The sequence below is a fragment of the Actinophytocola sp. genome, from assembly GCF_036402745.1.
GTDB lineage: Bacteria > Actinomycetota > Actinomycetes > Mycobacteriales > Pseudonocardiaceae > Actinophytocola.
In genome coordinates this window covers 1-16210 of the sequence record NZ_DASWSJ010000085.1, presented here as the reverse complement: position 1 = coordinate 16210, position 16210 = coordinate 1, and the positions used below count along the sequence as shown (strand labels likewise).

Here is a 16210-nt window from a genome sequence, read left to right as displayed (position 1 = left end):
GGGCGAAACTGTCGGTGGTCGTCCGTAGAATTGGTACCGGGGGCCGGAGGCCACATCCGGTCAGGTACGTCCGGTCAGGTCACCCGATGGTTGTCGATGTCAGGACCGGGTTCGGGTTGGGGAAGCACGACGTCGGGGCGGAGACGTTGCCCAGGAACGTCGACACGACGGCCGTGAAGGACAGGCCGGCGTCACTGTAGCTCGTGCCGTACAGCGTCGAGGCGATCGTGCCCGACGTGCCCGCGGTCAGGTGTGCGGTCACGGTCGGCAGCTCGAACGTCGCGCCACCGGCGATCGGGCCCTCGAAGGTCACGGTCACGATCCCGCCGGCCGCCGACCATTGCGGCGGGGTCGGGCCGAGGCCGGAGCCGCCGGTCAGCTCGACGCCCGAGAGCGTCGCGTTGCTCGGCACCGGGACCTTCAGCGAGAACGAGCGGACTTCCTTGACGTTGTAGCCGGCCGCCTGGGACGGCACCTGGTTGGGCCCTGGATCCACCACCACGTCCAGCGCCCCGCCGGGCGCCACGGTGGCCGGCGCGGTCGCGTCGACCGCCTGGTTCAGGGTCAGGTACTGGGCGCCGAGCGGGGTGTTCGCCTGGCAGTCGTACACGATGTCGAACGCGGCGGCCGACGCAGGCGGGGCGAACACGGCCGCCAGCGCGGCCGCAGCGAGCACGCCGGTAGCGGCGCGCAGGGTGAACTTCATTGTCCTCACCTCAAGTTTGCTTGCAGGGCAAGAGGTTCCGGAACCGGTAACACCGCGGTCCTTCTGTTCCTACTCCCGAGTAGCCAACGCGTCAAGCATTCCCGGTTGCCGCAGGGTGACGTTGGGTTACTTTCCCACGAACGGCCGATCAGAGTGACGCCACGTGATCGTTCAGGCGTAACGAACACTCGAGGGGACCATCGCCGCCTCGGCGTAACGGTCGAGCACCAGCGAGGCGAGCTCCGGCGACGGGCCGAGCGGGTCGGCCACGATCGCGGCCGGGTCGGCGGCCAGCGCCAGCGACGTGACCCGGTCCGGCAACCGGCCCGGCGCGAGGAACCACGACGCCACCGCCAGCCGGCGGGCGCCCCGGGCCCGCAACAGGGCCGCCGCGGCCGGCACGTCCGGCCGCGCCGTGCTCGCGAACGCCGCCACAACCCCGGCCCAGCCGAGGGAGCGCGCCCACGACGAGGCCACAGTGGACACCGCGGCATTGGCCGGCGCGTGCGAGGAACCCGCGCCGGTGAGGATCACGCCGAGCCCCGGGTCACCGGCCCGGGCTCCCGCCTCCCGCAGCCGGCGCAGGGCCAGCGCCGGCAGCCGGGGGTCCGGGCCGAGCACGCCGGACACCGACACGGACAGCCGGGGCAGCCGCGCGGTGGACTCGGCGACCATCGAGGGCAGGTCGACCCGCGCGTGGAAGGCGTTGCCCAGCAACAAGGGTACGACCACGACGTCGCGGTGGCCGGCGCCGTGCAACGCGGTGAGCACGTCGGGCAGCCGGGGCGCGGACAGGTCCAGGAACGCCGTCCGCACGTCCAGCGCCGGCTCGGCGGCACGCACGACATCGACCAGCGCGGTGACCGTCGCGGCACTGCGCGGGTCCCGGCTGCCGTGCGCGACGACGACGAGGGGCGGCGCCATCAGCGCCCCAGCAACGGGAGCGGGGCGCCGACCAGCCCGGCGGCGAGCGTCGTGCCGTCGCCCGGGTCGATCACCAGGAACGCGCCCGTCTTGCCGTGCGTGCGGTAGTCGTCGACGGGCACCGGTTCCGCCGTGCGCAGCGACACCTGGCCGATCTCGTTGAGCGACAACGACTCCGGAGCATCCACTGTGGACAGCTTCTGCTCGTCGAACCGGGTGCGCAGCTCGCCGACGATCGCCTGCACGGTGCGCGCGCCGTGCTTCACCAGCACCCGCGCGCCCGGCCGCAGCGGCTTGTCCGCCAGCCACGCGAGCGTCGCGTCCAGCTCGTCGGTGATCACCGGCGGGTCGACCGCGCCGGCCACCAGGTCGCCGCGGGAGATGTCGAGGTCGTCGGCCAGCAGCAGCGTGACCGAGTGGCCCGCGGTCGCCTCGGCCAGCTCGCCATCCGGTGTGTCGATCCGCTCGACCCGGGTGTGGACGCCGGCCGGCAGCACGACCACCTCGTCGCCCGGCCGCACGCTGCCCGCGGCGATCTGCCCCGCGTAGCCCCGGTAGTCCGGATGCGACTCTGTCCGCGGCCGGATCACGTACTGCACCGGGAACCGGAACGGCGCCTCGTGCGGATCGGGCTCGACCGGCACCGTCTCCAGGTGCTCGAGCAGCGTGGGCCCCGCGTACCACGGCGTGCTCGCCGACGGGTCCACCACGTTGTCGCCCCGCAGCGCCGACACGGGGATCGTCAGCACCGAGCCGTCGGGGTAGCCGAGCGCGGCCGCGTGCGTGCCGAACTCCTTGGCGATGACCTCGAACGTCTCCTGGTCGTAGTCCACCAGGTCGATCTTGTTCACCGCGAGCACGAGCCGCGGCACGCCCAGCAGCGCGAGCACGGCCGCGTGCCGCCGGGTCTGCTCGATCACGCCCTTGCGCGCGTCCACCAGCAGGATCGCGAGCTGCGCGGTGGACGCGCCGGTGACGGTGTTGCGGGTGTACTGCACGTGCCCCGGGGTGTCCGCGAGCACGAAGCTGCGCCTGGGCGTGGCGAAGTAGCGGTAGGCCACGTCGATCGTGATGCCCTGCTCGCGCTCCGAGCGCAGCCCGTCCACCAGCAGCGAGAGGTCTGGAGTGGACAGTCCCTTGTCGACACTGGCCCGGTGGACCGCGTCGAGCTGGTCGGCCAGCACCGACTTCGTGTCGTACAGCAACCGGCCCACGAGCGTGGACTTGCCGTCGTCGACCGACCCGGCCGTCGCGAGCCGGAGAAGATCCGTCATCAGAAGTAGCCCTCGCGCTTGCGATCCTCCATGGCGGCCTCGGACAGCCGGTCGTCCGCGCGGGTGGCGCCGCGCTCCGTGAGCCGGCTGGCGGCCACCTCGGCGATCACCTCGTCCAGTGTGGACGCCACGGACTCGACGGCACCGGTGCAGGAGCCGTCGCCGACCGTGCGGTAGCGGACCGTCTTGCGCAGCACGGTCTCGCCGGTCCGCGGCCCGCCCCACGGGCCCTCGGTGAGCCACATCCCGTCGCGGGTGTACACGTCGCGCTCGTGCGCGTAGTAGATCGACGGCAGCTCGATGCCCTCGCGCGCGATGTAGCGCCACACGTCCAGCTCGGTCCAGTTGGACAGCGGGAACACCCGCACGTGCTCACCCGGCCGGTGCCGGCCGTTGTAGAGGTTCCACAGCTCCGGGCGCTGCCGGCGTGGCTCCCACTGGCCGAAGCTGTTGCGCAGGCTGAAGATCCGCTCCTTGGCCCGGGCCCGCTCCTCGTCGCGCCGGCCGCCGCCGAACACCGCGTCGAACCGGTGCTCGGTGATCGTGTCCAGCAGCGGCACGGTCTGCAGCGGGTTGCGGGTGCCGTCGCCGCGCTCGGCCAGCCGGCCGTCGTCGATCCAGTCCTGCACGTGCGCGACCACCAGCCGCAGCCCGTACCGCTGCACCATCCGGTCGCGGAACTCGATGACCTCGTCGAAGTTGTGCCCGGTGTCCACGTGCAGCAGCGGGAACGGCACCGGCGCCGGCCAGAACGCCTTCACCGCCAGGTGCAGCAGCAGGGTCGAGTCCTTGCCGCCGGAGAACAGGATCACCGGCCGGTCGAACTCGCCGGCCACCTCGCGCATGATGTGGACGGCCTCGGACTCGAGGCGGCCCAACGCGTCCAGGGTCGTGGTCGGGGCATCAGCGGTGACGGTCATCCGTGCAACCCACATTCGGTCTTGGCCTGGCCGGCCCAGCGGCCACTGCGCGGGTCGGCGCCCGGCAGCGGCTTCGCGGTGCACGGCGCACAGCCGATCGACAGGTAGCCCTCGCTCACCAGCGGGTTCTCGAGGATCCCGTTGGCCACGACGTAGTCGTGGAACTCCTCGTCGGTCCAGGGCGCGATCGGGTTGACCTTCACCAGCCCGTTGCGCTCGTCCCACTGCACGATCGGCGTGCTCGCCCGGGTGGGCGCGTCGACCCGGCGCACCCCGGTGACCCAGGCCTCGTAGTTGCCGAGCGTCCGCTGCAGCGGCACCACCTTGCGCAGGAAGCAGCAGCGGTCCGGCGCGGTCTTGTTCAGCAGCCCGAACTCCGCCTCCTGGTCGGCGACCGACTGCTCGGCCTCGGCGTTGACGATCCGGATCTCCGGGTAGGTCAGCGCGACCGCGTCCCGCGTCCCGATGGTCTCGGCGAAGTGGTAGCCGGTCTCGAGGAACAGCACGTCGATCTCCGGCTTGGCGCGCACCGCGAGGTCGATCAGCACCGCGTCCTGCATGTTGGACGCGACGATCCAGGACGCGCCGAACTCCTGCGCGGTCCACGCGAGCGCCTCGGCGGCGGTGGCGTCGGCCAGTTCCACCGCCGCGCTCCGCGCGAGCGCCTTGAGCTCCTCGTCGGTACGGGTCGTGGTGGTCACTTGCTCGCCTCCGCGTGCTCGGTTACAGGCGAATCCAGAACATCGGCGTCGTCGTCGGGCTCCGGGTGGGCCGGCGGGGTGGTGTGCACGGCGCCGCCTCCTGACTGTGCGTGGAGGTTGAGGCCCACGAACTTGACGGTGAACACGCGCCGGCAGCCGGTGCACAGCCAGGCCGCGTGCGGCTCCTCCTGCGGCCGCAGGTCCTCGTCGCCGCAGTAGGGGCAGTAGAACGGGGTGGCGCGCTCAGTCATCGCGGCCTCCGCGGCGACGGGTACGCCGGCTGGCGGTCACTTCAGGTCACCCTCGTCCGCGCGGCCGACCCACTGGGCGAACCGCTCCTCGGGCTCGCGCTGGGCGACGAAGTTGCGCACGACGCGCTCGACATAGCCGGTGAGCTCGGCGCTGGTGACCTTGTGGCCACGCAGCTTGCGGCCGAACCCGGCGTCCAGGCCCAGCCCGCCGCCCAGGTGCACCTGGAAGCCCTCGACCTGGTTGCCGTCGGCGTCGGTGACGATCTGGCCCTTGAGCCCGATGTCCGCGGTCTGGATCCGGGCGCAGGAGTTGGGGCAGCCGTTGATGTGCACGCTGATCGGCGCGCTGATCTCGCCGGTGATGTCGGCGAGCCGCTCCTCCAGCGTGGTCACCAGCTCGGCCGCCCGGGCCTTGGTCTCGACGATCGCGAGCTTGCAGAACTCGATGCCGGTGCAGGCCATCACGCCGCGCCGCCACGGCGACGGGTCGGTGTGCAGGCCGAGCTTCGTCAGCTCCGACCGCAGGCCGTCGACCTCGGACTTGGGCACGTCGAGCACGACCAGCTTCTGCTGCGGGGTGAACCGGACCCGGTTGGACCCGACCCGCTCGGCCGCCTTCGCGAGGGCGACCAGGGCCGAGCCGGACACCCGCCCGGCGATCGGCGCGGCGCCGACGTAGAACTTGCCGTCCCGCTGCGGGTACACACCCACGTGGTCGCGCGGCTGGGCGGGCACCTCCGGCGCCGGGCCGTCGAGCAGCGGGCGCTCGAGGTACTCGGTCTCGAGCACCTCACGGAACTTGGCCGCGCCCCAGTCCTTGACGAGGAACTTGATCCGCGCGCGGTGGCGCAGCCGGCGGTAGCCGTAGTCGCGGAACACGCTGATGACGCCGGCCCAGACGTCCGGCACGTCGTCGCGCGGGATCCAGGTGCCGAGGCGCTGGCCGATCATCGGGTTGGTGGACAGGCCGCCGCCGACCCACAGGTCGAAGCCGGGCCCGTGCTCGGGGTGGTCGACCCCGACGAACGCGATGTCGTGCACCTCGTGCGCCACGTCCGGCAGGCCCGAGACGGCCGACTTGAACTTGCGCGGCAGGTTCGAGAACCGCGGGTCGCCGACGAAGCGGCGCTTGATCTCCTCGATCGCCGGGGTGCCGTCGATGACCTCGTCCTCGGCGATGCCGGCCACCGGCGAGCCGAGGATCACCCGCGGGCTGTCGCCGCAGGCCTCCATCGTGGTGAGGCCGGCGCCCTCGAGCTTGGCCCAGATCGCGGGCATGTCCTCGACGCGGATCCAGTGGTACTGGATGTTCTGCCGGTCGGTGATGTCGGCGGTGTCGCGCGCGTAGGTTTGCGACACCTCGCCGATCACCGTGAGCTGCTCGGTCGTGACGGCGCCGCCGTCGATGCGGATGCGCAGCATGAAGAACTCGTCGTCGAGCTCCTCCGGCTCGAGCGTGGCCGTGCGGCCGCCGTCGATGCCGGGCTTGCGCTGGGTGTAGAGGCCGTACCAGCGGAAGCGGCCGCGCAGGTCGGCCGGGTCGATCGAGTCGAAGCCGCCGTGGGCGTAGATGTTCTCGATACGGTCGCGGACGTTGAGCGGGTTGTCGTCCTTCTTGCTCTGCTCGTTCTTGTTCAGGGGCTCGCGGTAGCCGAGCGCCCATTGCCCCTCACCGCGCCGTGCGTGCGCCCGCTTGGCCGCCGCGGCTGGGGCAGTGCGCGAGGTGGTGGGAGATGACACTCGTCAGTCCTCCGAGGGTCCGAGGCGTTGGCGCGCGCCGGGGCGGTCCCTGGGAACTGAGGGAGTCGGCCGGCGCACCCGGCGCCGGCTGATACGTCAATGCACGCGGCGGCGGGTTACCCGACGTGCCGGCACATGGCGCTGGAGACACGAACGAAGTCCACGTGGCGTCGGGCCACGAGGAGGACTTCGGTCGCTGCTGCCATGTCATTCAGCGTGCCACGAGTCCACCTGATGGTCCACCGCCATCCGCATGCTGGGATGGGGTGACGGGGGTCATAGCGCCGCCGCGGCGGCGCTCTACCGGGACGGGTCGCGGACCGCCCCCGAGGAGGCGTCCGTCGCCATCCGCGCGTAGGCGCGCAGGGCCGCCGTCACCGGGCGCTGGCGGTCCTTGGGCTGCCACGGGCGCTCGCTCGAGTCCACCTTCGCCCGGCGGTCGGCCAGGACGTCGGGGTCGACCAGCAGCTCGAGGCGCCGCTCGTGCACGTCGATGAGGATGCGGTCGCCGTTCTCGACCAGGCCGATCGTGCCGCCGCCGGCCGCCTCCGGGGAGATGTGGCCGACCGACAGGCCCGACGACCCGCCGGAGAACCGGCCGTCGGTGATCAGCGCGCACTTCTTGCCCAGGCCGGCGCCCTTGAGGAACGCGGTCGGGTGCAGCATCTCCTGCATGCCCGGCCCGCCCGCGGGCCCCTCGTACCGCACGACCAGCACCTCACCGGGCTGGATCTCCCGGGACAGGATCACCGAGACGGCCTGCTCCTGGCTCTCGACCACCCGCGCGGGGCCCTCGAAGCGGAACAGCTCCTCGTCGATCCCGGCGGCCTTGATGACCGAGCCGTCCTCGGCCAGGTTGCCGTGCAGCACGGCCAGCCCGCCCTCGGCGGTGTAGGCGTGCTCGACGTCGCGGATGCAGCCGCCGGCCGCGTCCGTGTCCAGCGAGGACCACCGGTTGTCCGTGGAGAACGCCTGCGTGGTCCGCACCCCGCCGGGTGCCGCGTGGTACAGCTCCACCGCCGCCTCCGAGGGCGACGCCGCGCGGATGTCCCACTCGCCGAGCCACTGCTCGATCGACGGGCTGTGCACCGTGTGCACGTCCTCCCGCAGCAGCCCGCCGCGCCACAGCTCACCGAGGATCGCGGGGATTCCGCCGGCCCGGTGCACGTCCTCCATGTGGTACATGGAGTTCGGCGACACCTTTGACAGGCACGGCACCCGCCGGCTGATCGCGTCGATGTCGGCGAGGGTGAACTCGACCTCGCCCTCGCGGGCCGCGGCGAGGATGTGCAGCACGGTGTTGGTGGACCCGCCCATGGCCATGTCCAGCGCCATCGCGTTGACGAAAGCGTCGCGGGTGGCGATCGAGCGGGGCAGGACCGAGGCGTCGTCGGCGCCGTACCAGCGGCGGCACAGCTCCATCACCGTGGTGCCGGCGCGGGAGAACAGGTCCCGCCGCGCGGCGTGGGTGGCGAGCGTGGAGCCGTTGCCCGGCAGCGCCAGCCCCAGCGCCTCGGTGAGGCAGTTCATCGAGTTCGCCGTGAACATCCCGGAGCACGAGCCGCACGTCGGGCAGGCGGACTGCTCGATCGCGGTCAGCCCGGCCTCGTCCACGTTGTCGTTGGCGGACGCGGAGATCGTGGTGATGAGGTCGGACGAGGCGTGCGCGACGCCGTCGAGCACGACCGCCTTGCCGGCCTCCATCGGGCCGCCCGAGACGAACACCGTGGGCAGGTTGAGCCGCATCGCGGCGTTGAGCATGCCCGGGGTGATCTTGTCGCAGTTCGAGATGCACACGAGCGCGTCGGCCGCGTGCCCGTTGACCATGTACTCCACGGCGTCCGCGATGAGCTCGCGCGAGGGCAGCGAGTAGAGCATGCCGCCGTGGCCCATCGCGATGCCGTCGTCGACGGCGATCGTGTGGAACTCCCGCGCGATGCCGCCGGCCGCGCCGATGGCCTCGGCCACGATGTCGCCGAGGTCGCGCAGGTGGACGTGGCCCGGCACGAACTGCGTGTAGGAGTTGGCGATGGCCACGATCGGCTTGCCGAAGTCGCCGTCGGTCATGCCGGTGGCCCGCCACAGCGAGCGGGCGCCCGCCGCGTTGCGGCCGTGGGTGGTGATGCGGGAACGGAGCTCAGGCACGGCTCCTCCAGTCAGTCTTGGCCTGCGGTGTCTTCGACCTCGGCGTCGGGTTCCACGGACTCCACGGGCGCCGCGGGCGCGGGTGCCTCGCTGGGGTCGTCCAGCCGGCCGCCGCTGATCAGCGCGAGCGCGGGCAGGTGTCGCGTGCGGACGGTCGGCAGGGTCTGCTCCTTGCCGTCGTCGAGCACCGCGCGCACCCAGGACCGCTCCGACACCCGCAGCGCCCGGATCCTGGTCCAGGCCAGCTCGTGGTGGCCGAACACGGTCCGCGCCACCAGGCCGTCGGCGTCGGCGGTGGTGCGCAGCCGCAGCACCGTCACGATGGCGCCGATGGGCACCAGGTACACCAGGAACAGCCAGGGCGCCGCGAACGCGAACGGGGTCGCGGTCACGATCAGCAGCAGCGCGCCGAGCACCGCGGTCGCCGGTGTGCGGAACACGAGGCGGCTGGGCAGCTGCTGCTGGGTGGTGGTCACCTGGCCAATGGTGCCACGTCCACGATCCGGGATCACAATCCCGCAGAGTTGACGTCAATACTGCAAAAGCACTAGCGTCCTCAGCGTGCCCAAGCAGACCGGTCTCGTACTTCCCAGGCGCGTTCGACGCTGAGGAAGCCAGGCTGCGTCGAACGCGCGACCCTCGTACGGCCCATTGGTCGGCGGGGGTTTTTTCATGCGTGAGAGCCTGAACAGAGCCACTGCGACAACACCGACCACACACCAGAGGCTGAAGCCGATGACCAGTGCCACACAGCGGCCCAACCCGGTCGCCGCGACTCCGGGGCCGGTGCGGTCCCATGGAGGCAGACCAAAGCCAGCGCCGCCGACCGGTACCCCCGTCCGGGTGACCGGCGCCCAGTCGCTCGTCCGGTCGCTCGAGGCGGTAGGCGTCGAGGTGGTGTTCGGCATTCCCGGCGGCACGATCCTGCCCGCCTACGACCCGCTGCTCGACTCGACCAAGGTCCGGCACGTCCTGGTCCGCCACGAGCAGGGCGCGGGGCACGCGGCCACCGGCTACGCGCAGGCCACCGGCAAGGTCGGCGTCTGCATGGCCACCTCCGGCCCCGGCGCGACCAACCTGGTCACCCCGCTCGCCGACGCCAACATGGACTCCGTGCCGGTCGTCGCGATCACCGGGCAGCAGTCCCGCGCGCTCATCGGCACCGACGCGTTCCAGGAAGCCGACATCTGCGGCATCACGCTCCCGATCACCAAGCACAACTTCCTCGTCACCGACCCCGTGGACATCCCGCGGACCATCGCCGAGGCGTTCCACCTGGCCAGCACCGGCCGGCCCGGTCCCGTGCTGGTCGACATCCCCAAGGACGTGCTCCAGGAGACCACCTCCTTCTCCTGGCCGCCCGAGATGCGGCTGCCCGGCTACAAGCCGACCACCCGGCCGCACGGCAAGCAGGTCCGCGAGGCCGCCAAGCTCGTCACCGCCGCCCGCCGCCCGGTGTTCTACGTCGGCGGCGGCGTGATCAAGGCTGAGGCGTCGGCCGAGCTCGCCACGCTGGTCGAGCTGACCGGGATCCCCGTGGTCACCACGCTGATGGCCCGCGGCGCCTTCCCCGACTCGCACCGCCAGCACCTGGGCATGCCCGGCATGCACGGCACGGTGGCCGCGGTCGCCGCCATGCAGAAGGCCGACCTGCTGATCGCGCTCGGTGCCCGGTTCGACGACCGGGTCACCGGCCAGCTGTCGTCGTTCGCGCCGAACGCGCAGGTCGTGCACGCCGACATCGACCCGGCGGAGATCTCCAAGAACCGCCGCGCCGACGTGCCCATCGTGGGTGACTGCAAGGAGATCATCACCGAGCTCACCGCGGCCGTGCGGGCCGAGTACGGCCCGAGCGGCGGCCCGGCGGACCTGTCGCCGTGGTGGTCGCAGCTGGACTCGCTGCGCGAGACGTTCCCGGCGGGCTACGAGTGGCCGGGCGACGGCGCGTTGTCCCCGCAGTACGTGATCGAGCGGATCGGCCAGATCGCCGGCCCGGAGGCGATCTACACCGCGGGCGTGGGCCAGCACCAGATGTGGGCGGCGCAGTTCATCAAGTACGAGAACCCCGCCACCTGGATCAACTCCGGCGGCCTCGGCACGATGGGCTTCGCCGTGCCGGCCGCGATGGGCGCCAAGTTCGGGCACCCGGACAAGGTCGTGTGGGCGATCGACGGCGACGGCTGCTTCCAGATGACCAACCAGGAGCTCGCCACCTGCGCCATCGAGGGTGCGCCGATCAAGGTCGCGGTCATCAACAACGGCAACCTGGGCATGGTCCGCCAGTGGCAGAACCTCTTCTACTCGGAGCGCTACTCGCAGACCGACCTCGGCACGCACAAGCACCGCATCCCGGACTTCACCCTGCTCGCCGAGGCGCTCGGCTGCGCCGGGCTACGCTGTGAGTCCAAAGAGGACGTCGACCGGGTGATCAACCGGGCGATGGAGATCAACGACCGGCCGGTGGTCATCGACTTCGTGGTCGGCAAGGACGCCCAGGTGTGGCCGATGGTCGCCGCGGGCACCGGCAACGACGAGATCATGGCGGCGCGGGGCATCCGGCCGCTGTTCGACGAGGACTGATCGCGATGACCTCACACACACTGTCGGTTCTCGTCGAGAACAAGCCCGGTGTCCTCGCCCGGGTGGCGGGCCTGTTCTCCCGGCGGGGCTTCAACATCGAGTCGCTCGCGGTCGGCCCGACCGAGCACGTCGACGTGTCCCGGATGACGATCGTGGTCGCGGTCGACGAGCTACCGCTCGAGCAGGTGACCAAGCAGCTCAACAAGCTCGTGAACGTCATCAAGATCGTGGAGCTGGACGCGGGTGTCTCGGTCCAGCGCGAGCTGCTCCTGGTCAAGGTCCGGGCCGACGCCACCGTGCGGACCCAGGTGCTCGAGACCGTGCAGCTGTTCCGCGCCAAGGTGGTCGACGTGTCGCCCGAGGCGCTGACCGTGGAGGCCACCGGCACCGCGGACAAGCTGGAGGCGTTGCTGCGCATGCTCGAGCCCTACGGGGTGCGCGAGATGGTTCAGTCGGGCATGGTCGCCATCGGCCGCGGCCCACGCTCGATCACCGCGACCGGCGTTCGCTAGTCCTACGGGCACTTTCAGGGAACCTCAGGAAGGAAGTACACAGCAGCATGGCAGTCGAGATCTTCTATGACGACGATGCGGACCTCTCGATCATCCAGGACCGCCGCGTCGCGGTGATCGGCTACGGCAGCCAGGGGCACGCGCACGCGCTCTCGCTGCGCGACTCCGGTGTGGACGTTCGGATCGGGCTTCCCGAGTCGTCGAAGTCCCGGGCCAAGGCCGAGGAGGAGGGCCTCACCGTCGGCACCCCGGCCGAGGTCTCGGCGTGGGCCGACCTGATCATGATCCTCGCGCCGGACACCAGGCAGCGGTCGATCTACGCCGAGGACATCGCGCCCAACCTCGACGACGGTGACGCGATCTTCTTCGGGCACGGCTTCAACATCCGCTACGGCCTCATCACCCCGCCGTCCAACGTGGACGTCGCGATGGTCGCACCGAAGGGCCCGGGGCACCTGGTGCGCCGGCAGTTCGTCGACGGTAAGGGCGTGCCCTGCCTGATCGCGGTCGAGCAGGACGCGTCCGGTGCCGCGCAGGCACTCGCGCTGTCCTACGCCAAGGGCATCGGCGGCTCGCGGGCCGGCGTCATCAAGACGACGTTCACCGAGGAGACCGAGACCGACCTGTTCGGTGAGCAGGTGGTGCTCTGCGGCGGCACGACCGCGCTGGTACAGGCCGGCTTCGAGACGCTCGTCAACGCCGGCTACGCGCCGGAGGTGGCGTACTTCGAGTGCCTGCACGAGCTCAAGCTCATCGTCGACCTCATGTACGAGGGCGGCATCGCGCGGATGCGGTACTCGATCTCCGACACCGCCGAGTTCGGCGACCTCACCCGCGGCCCGCGGGTCATCACCGACTCCGTGCGCGGGGAGATGCGCAAGATCCTGGCCGAGATCCAGGACGGCACGTTCGCCAACGAGTGGGTCGCCGAGGACGACGCCGGCCGGCCGAACTTCACCAAGCTGCAGGAGGCCGGCGAGCAGCACCCGATCGAGGAGGTCGGGCGCAAGCTGCGCGGCCTGATGTCCTGGGTCGACCGCCCGATCACCGAGACGGCGTAGCTCGTTGTCCGCCGGGCGACGCCGTGCTGGCTTGGTGCCGCACGGCGTCGCCCGGTATATCTAGTCGCCATGAGCGACGAGACCCGCGCGAACGCCCCGATCTTCGACGACAAGGCACACGTGCGCGGCAAGCTCGACCTGACCCAGGCCGAGTGGCAGCGCGCGGCCGACCCCGACGCCGAACCGGACGGCGAGTACGTGGAGATCGCGTTCGTCCCGCACACGGACGGCAAGACCTACATCGCCATGCGCAACTCCAAGTTCACCGGCCCCAACGACACCGTGCTCGTCTTCACCGAGTCCGAGTGGGACGCCTTCGTGGAGGGCGCGAAGGCCGGCGAGTTCGACGAGCCCTGGTGACCTCGCGGCGGCCGTGAGGGTCGCCACGGTCGGCTCGGTCGCATGGGCGGCCCGGCCCTGGGTACGCCTCGCCGGACCTTGTCCTCGTCCGATGAGGGGGTTGAGCACGTGTCCGGCACGTGGCTACGAGTCCTCACGGTCGCGGCCGTCGCCGTCCTGGCGTTCGCGATCTTCCTCACCGTTGAGTACCTCCTGCGCCGGGCCTTACGCAGGCTCGGCCGCCGCTACCGCCTGCTGGCCGGCCTCGTCGACCACGTCCAACGACCCTTCCGCTGGTTCGGCGCGCTCCTCGTGCTGCAGGTCACCGTCGGGTCCGAGCTGACCGGTCCGTGGCGCGAGCCCGTCACCCACACGGTCACACTCGGGCTCATCGCCACGGGCGCGTGGCTGTTCGCCGGCGTCCTCATCTCCATCGAGCAGGCCGCCCTGTCGAGGCTGCGCATCGGCGAGCGGGACAACCGGCACGCCCGCCGCGTCCACACCCAGCTCACGCTCGTCCGCCGGATCACCGTCGTGGCCGTCGCGGTGGTCGCGCTCGGCGCCATGCTGATGACCTTCCCGGCCGCGCGAGCGGCGGGAACGAGCCTGCTCGCCTCCGCCGGGGTCATCGGCGCCGTGGCCGCGCTCGCCGCGCAGTCCCTGCTCGGCAACGTCATCGCCGGCCTGCAGATCGCGTTCAGCGACGCCATCCGGATCGACGACGTCGTGATCGCCGAGAACGAGTGGGGCCACATCGAGGACATCACGCTCACCTACCTGGTCGTCCGCACCTGGGACGACCGCCGGCTGGTGCTGCCGAACTCCTACTTCATGTCCCAGCCGTTCCAGAACTGGACCCGCCGCGAGACACAGCTGCTCGGCACGGTGGAGTTCGACGTCGACTGGACGATCCCGGTCGAGCGCATGCGCGCCGAGCTTCGCGCCGTCGTCGACGGTTCCGAACTGTGGGACCGCCGGGTCTGCGTGCTGCAGGTCACCGACGCCGTCAACGCGCTCGTCCGGGTGCGTGCGCTGGTGAGCGCGTCGGACGCGCCGACCCTGTGGGACCTGCGGTGTCTCGTCCGCGAGCGCCTCGTGACGTGGGTGTGCGAGACCGAACCGGACGCACTGCCCAAACTCCGGGCGCTGCCGCTGTCGGTTGGCTCACCACGCGATGGAACGGTTCAGCTCACCTCCTAGACTGCCGACAAGTTGGTTACACCGCTGTAACCGCGCCCCCCACAACCGAGCAATCCTGGAGCTCAGGCCGTGACCCAGTCAGCCCGCCCCGTTGTCCTGATCGCCGAGAAGCTCGCCCCCTCGGTCGTTGACGTGTTCGGCGACGAGGTCGAGGTTCGCCATGTCGACGGCACGGACCGTCCCGCGCTGCTGTCCGCCGTGGCGGACGCGGACGCGCTGCTGGTCCGCTCGGCCACCAAGGTCGACGCCGAGGTGTTCGCCGCCACCACCAAGCTCAAGGTCGTCGCCCGGGCCGGGGTCGGCCTGGACAACGTCGAGGTGCCCGCCGCCACCGAGCGCGGTGTCCTCGTCGTGAACGCTCCGACGTCCAACATCGTCTCCGCCGCCGAGCACGCCGTGGCGCTGCTGCTGGCGGTCGCGCGCCGCATCCCGGCCGCCGACCAGAGCCTGCGCGGCGGCGAGTGGAAGCGCAGCTCGTTCTCCGGTGTGGAGCTGCAGGGCAAGATCGTCGGTGTGGTCGGCCTCGGCAAGATCGGCCAGCTGTTCGCGCAGCGCCTCGCCGCGTTCGACACGAAGCTCATCGCGTACGACCCCTACGTCTCGGCCGCGCGCGCCGCGCAGCTGGGCATCGAGCTCGTCACCCTCGACGAGCTGCTGACCCGCGCCGACGCGATCTCCATCCACCTGCCGAAGACCCCGGAGACCAAGGGCCTCATCGACGCCGCGGCGCTGAAGAAGACCAAGCCGGGCGTCATCATCGTGAACGCCGCCCGCGGCGGGCTGATCGTCGAGCAGGACCTGGCCGACGCGCTGCGCTCGGGCCACGTCGGCGGCGCCGGCGTCGACGTCTTCGTCTCCGAGCCGACCACGTCCAGCCCGCTGTTCGAGCTGGAGAACGTCGTCGTGACGCCGCACCTGGGCGCCTCCACCGCCGAAGCGCAGGACCGCGCGGGCACCGACGTCGCGAGGTCGACGCTGCTGGCCCTGCGCGGCGACTTCGTGCCGGACGCGGTGAACGTCTCCGGCGGCGGCACGGTCGGCGAGCACGTCCGCCCGTACCTGTCGCTGGTGCAGAAGCTCGGCCTGCTGCTCACCGCGCTGAACCCGAAGGCGCCGAGCACGGTGGACGTCGTGGTCAAGGGCGAGATCTCCAACGAGGACACCGCTGTGCTGCAGCTGGCCGCGCTGCGCGGCGTGTTCACCGGCGTGGTCGAGGACCAGGTCACCTTCGTCAACGCGCCGCAGCTCGCCGAGAAGCTCGGCGTCCAGGTGAAGCTGACGACCGAGCCGGAGAGCCCCAAGTTCCGCAGCCTGGTCACCGTCCGCGCGGCGTACGCCGACGGCACCGCGCTGACCGTGTCCGGTTCGGTCACCGGCAAGGACGAGGCCGAGAAGCTGGTCGAGGTCAACGGCCGCGGCTTCGACCTGCGGGCCGAGGGCACCGTGCTGCTGGTCGAGTACCCCGACCGCCCGGGCGTCATGGGCCGCGTGGGGACGCTGCTCGGCGAGGCCGGCATCAACATCGAGGCCGCGCAGATCAGCCAGACCACCGACGGATCCGACGCCGTGATGCTGCTGCGCGTCGACCGCCACATCGACGCGCACCTCCTGAACCCGATCGGCGCCTCGGTGGGCGCGCACACGATCCGCGCCGTCGACTTCAGCTGACCGCGTAACGCCGTAAAGGCCCCCTCACCGTTCCCGGTGAGGGGGCCTTTACGCGCAATCACATTCACGTAACGGAGTCCTTTGCCTACGTAAGTAGGTGTTTTGGGGCATTAAGTTCTCCCCGCGAGGTTGAACCACGCGCCGTCGAGGGCACGGCGCGGTCGCCGTGCTTCACCGTCGGGGGAGCTA

At 71.2% G+C, this 16210-nt stretch carries 15 protein-coding genes and 1 pseudogene; 6 read left to right on the top strand and 10 right to left on the bottom strand.

Features of this window, described 5'->3' with window-relative positions:
- Window positions 1-79 precede the first annotated feature (79 nt).
- The 10 genes and pseudogenes from VGD70_RS08150 to VGD70_RS08110 all read right to left on the bottom strand — a co-directional run bounded on the left by VGD70_RS08150 (window position 80) and on the right by VGD70_RS08110 (window position 9137).
- Window positions 80-706 carry a cyclase gene (locus tag VGD70_RS08150; RefSeq protein WP_414637913.1) on the bottom strand — a complete coding sequence of 209 codons (627 nt, stop codon included), beginning with the start codon at window positions 704-706 and terminating at the stop codon, window positions 80-82.
- A 171-nt stretch (window positions 707-877) separates the two neighbouring features.
- Window positions 878-1630: a sirohydrochlorin chelatase gene (locus VGD70_RS08145; RefSeq protein WP_331079719.1), complete on the bottom strand. Its 753-nt coding sequence runs from the start codon at window positions 1628-1630 to the stop codon at window positions 878-880.
- The gene (locus VGD70_RS08140) at window positions 1630-2904 is read right to left on the bottom strand and encodes a sulfate adenylyltransferase subunit 1 (protein ID WP_331079717.1); all 1275 of its coding nucleotides are present in this window, start codon (window positions 2902-2904) and stop codon (window positions 1630-1632) included. Before VGD70_RS08140 ends, VGD70_RS08145 begins: the two co-directional genes overlap by 1 nt.
- Window positions 2904-3824, bottom strand: coding sequence for a sulfate adenylyltransferase subunit CysD (gene cysD, locus VGD70_RS08135; RefSeq protein WP_331079715.1), 921 nt, complete (start codon window positions 3822-3824; stop codon window positions 2904-2906). The genes VGD70_RS08140 and cysD overlap by 1 nt, the downstream gene beginning before the upstream one ends.
- The gene (locus VGD70_RS08130) at window positions 3821-4525 is read right to left on the bottom strand and encodes a phosphoadenylyl-sulfate reductase (protein WP_331079714.1); all 705 of its coding nucleotides are present in this window, start codon (window positions 4523-4525) and stop codon (window positions 3821-3823) included. Before VGD70_RS08130 ends, cysD begins: the two co-directional genes overlap by 4 nt.
- 113 nt (window positions 4526-4638) lie before the next feature.
- Window positions 4639-4776: pseudogene (locus tag VGD70_RS08125) on the bottom strand (Insertion element protein); the annotation flags it as partial.
- A gap of 36 nt (window positions 4777-4812) precedes the next feature.
- A complete protein-coding gene (locus VGD70_RS08120; protein ID WP_331079712.1) occupies window positions 4813-6516 on the bottom strand; it encodes a nitrite/sulfite reductase in 1704 nt (567 codons plus the stop codon).
- A 116-nt stretch (window positions 6517-6632) separates the two neighbouring features.
- Window positions 6633-6722 carry a putative leader peptide gene (locus VGD70_RS36915; protein WP_414637912.1) on the bottom strand — a complete coding sequence of 30 codons (90 nt, stop codon included), beginning with the start codon at window positions 6720-6722 and terminating at the stop codon, window positions 6633-6635.
- Window positions 6723-6816: 94 nt separating this feature from the next.
- On the bottom strand, window positions 6817-8661 hold the full coding sequence (ilvD, locus tag VGD70_RS08115) for a dihydroxy-acid dehydratase (protein WP_331079710.1): 1845 nt from the start codon (window positions 8659-8661) through the stop codon (window positions 6817-6819).
- A gap of 11 nt (window positions 8662-8672) precedes the next feature.
- A complete protein-coding gene (locus tag VGD70_RS08110) occupies window positions 8673-9137 on the bottom strand; it encodes a PH domain-containing protein (protein ID WP_331079708.1) in 465 nt (154 codons plus the stop codon).
- Window positions 9138-9396: 259 nt separating this feature from the next.
- On the opposite strand from VGD70_RS08110, the gene VGD70_RS08105 reads away from it, so the two are divergent.
- The 6 genes from VGD70_RS08105 to serA all read left to right on the top strand — a co-directional run bounded on the left by VGD70_RS08105 (window position 9397) and on the right by serA (window position 16021).
- Window positions 9397-11241 carry an acetolactate synthase large subunit gene (locus tag VGD70_RS08105; protein ID WP_331079706.1) on the top strand — a complete coding sequence of 615 codons (1845 nt, stop codon included), beginning with the start codon at window positions 9397-9399 and terminating at the stop codon, window positions 11239-11241.
- Window positions 11242-11246: 5 nt separating this feature from the next.
- A complete protein-coding gene (gene ilvN / locus VGD70_RS08100; protein ID WP_331079705.1) occupies window positions 11247-11753 on the top strand; it encodes an acetolactate synthase small subunit in 507 nt (168 codons plus the stop codon).
- A 47-nt stretch (window positions 11754-11800) separates the two neighbouring features.
- A complete protein-coding gene (gene ilvC, locus VGD70_RS08095; protein WP_331079703.1) occupies window positions 11801-12814 on the top strand; it encodes a ketol-acid reductoisomerase in 1014 nt (337 codons plus the stop codon).
- A 69-nt stretch (window positions 12815-12883) separates the two neighbouring features.
- Complete coding sequence (locus VGD70_RS08090) at window positions 12884-13174, top strand: DUF397 domain-containing protein (RefSeq protein WP_331079701.1); 291 nt, start codon at window positions 12884-12886, stop codon at window positions 13172-13174.
- A gap of 108 nt (window positions 13175-13282) precedes the next feature.
- Entirely contained in the window at window positions 13283-14353 is a 1071-nt protein-coding gene (locus VGD70_RS08085) for a mechanosensitive ion channel family protein (RefSeq protein WP_331079699.1), read from the top strand.
- 69 nt (window positions 14354-14422) lie between these two features.
- Window positions 14423-16021, top strand: coding sequence for a phosphoglycerate dehydrogenase (gene serA, locus VGD70_RS08080; RefSeq protein ID WP_331079697.1), 1599 nt, complete (start codon window positions 14423-14425; stop codon window positions 16019-16021).
- The last annotated feature ends 189 nt before the right edge of the window (window positions 16022-16210 follow it).

What these genes read in the sequence shown, in the direction of transcription:
- VGD70_RS08150 (WP_414637913.1), bottom strand. Translation starts at nt 706, where the DNA reads ATGAAGTTCACCCTGCGCGCCGCTACCGGCGTGCTCGCTGCGGCCGCG.
- VGD70_RS08145 (WP_331079719.1), bottom strand. Translation starts at nt 1,630, where the DNA reads ATGGCGCCGCCCCTCGTCGTCGTCGCGCACGGCAGCCGGGACCCGCGC.
- VGD70_RS08140 (WP_331079717.1), bottom strand. Translation starts at nt 2,904, where the DNA reads ATGACGGATCTTCTCCGGCTCGCGACGGCCGGGTCGGTCGACGACGGC.
- cysD (WP_331079715.1), bottom strand. Translation starts at nt 3,824, where the DNA reads ATGACCGTCACCGCTGATGCCCCGACCACGACCCTGGACGCGTTGGGC.
- VGD70_RS36915 (WP_414637912.1), bottom strand. Translation starts at nt 6,722, where the DNA reads ATGGCAGCAGCGACCGAAGTCCTCCTCGTGGCCCGACGCCACGTGGAC.
- VGD70_RS08105 (WP_331079706.1), top strand. Translation starts at nt 9,397, where the DNA reads ATGACCAGTGCCACACAGCGGCCCAACCCGGTCGCCGCGACTCCGGGG.
- ilvN (WP_331079705.1), top strand. Translation starts at nt 11,247, where the DNA reads ATGACCTCACACACACTGTCGGTTCTCGTCGAGAACAAGCCCGGTGTC.
- ilvC (WP_331079703.1), top strand. Translation starts at nt 11,801, where the DNA reads ATGGCAGTCGAGATCTTCTATGACGACGATGCGGACCTCTCGATCATC.
- VGD70_RS08090 (WP_331079701.1), top strand. Translation starts at nt 12,884, where the DNA reads ATGAGCGACGAGACCCGCGCGAACGCCCCGATCTTCGACGACAAGGCA.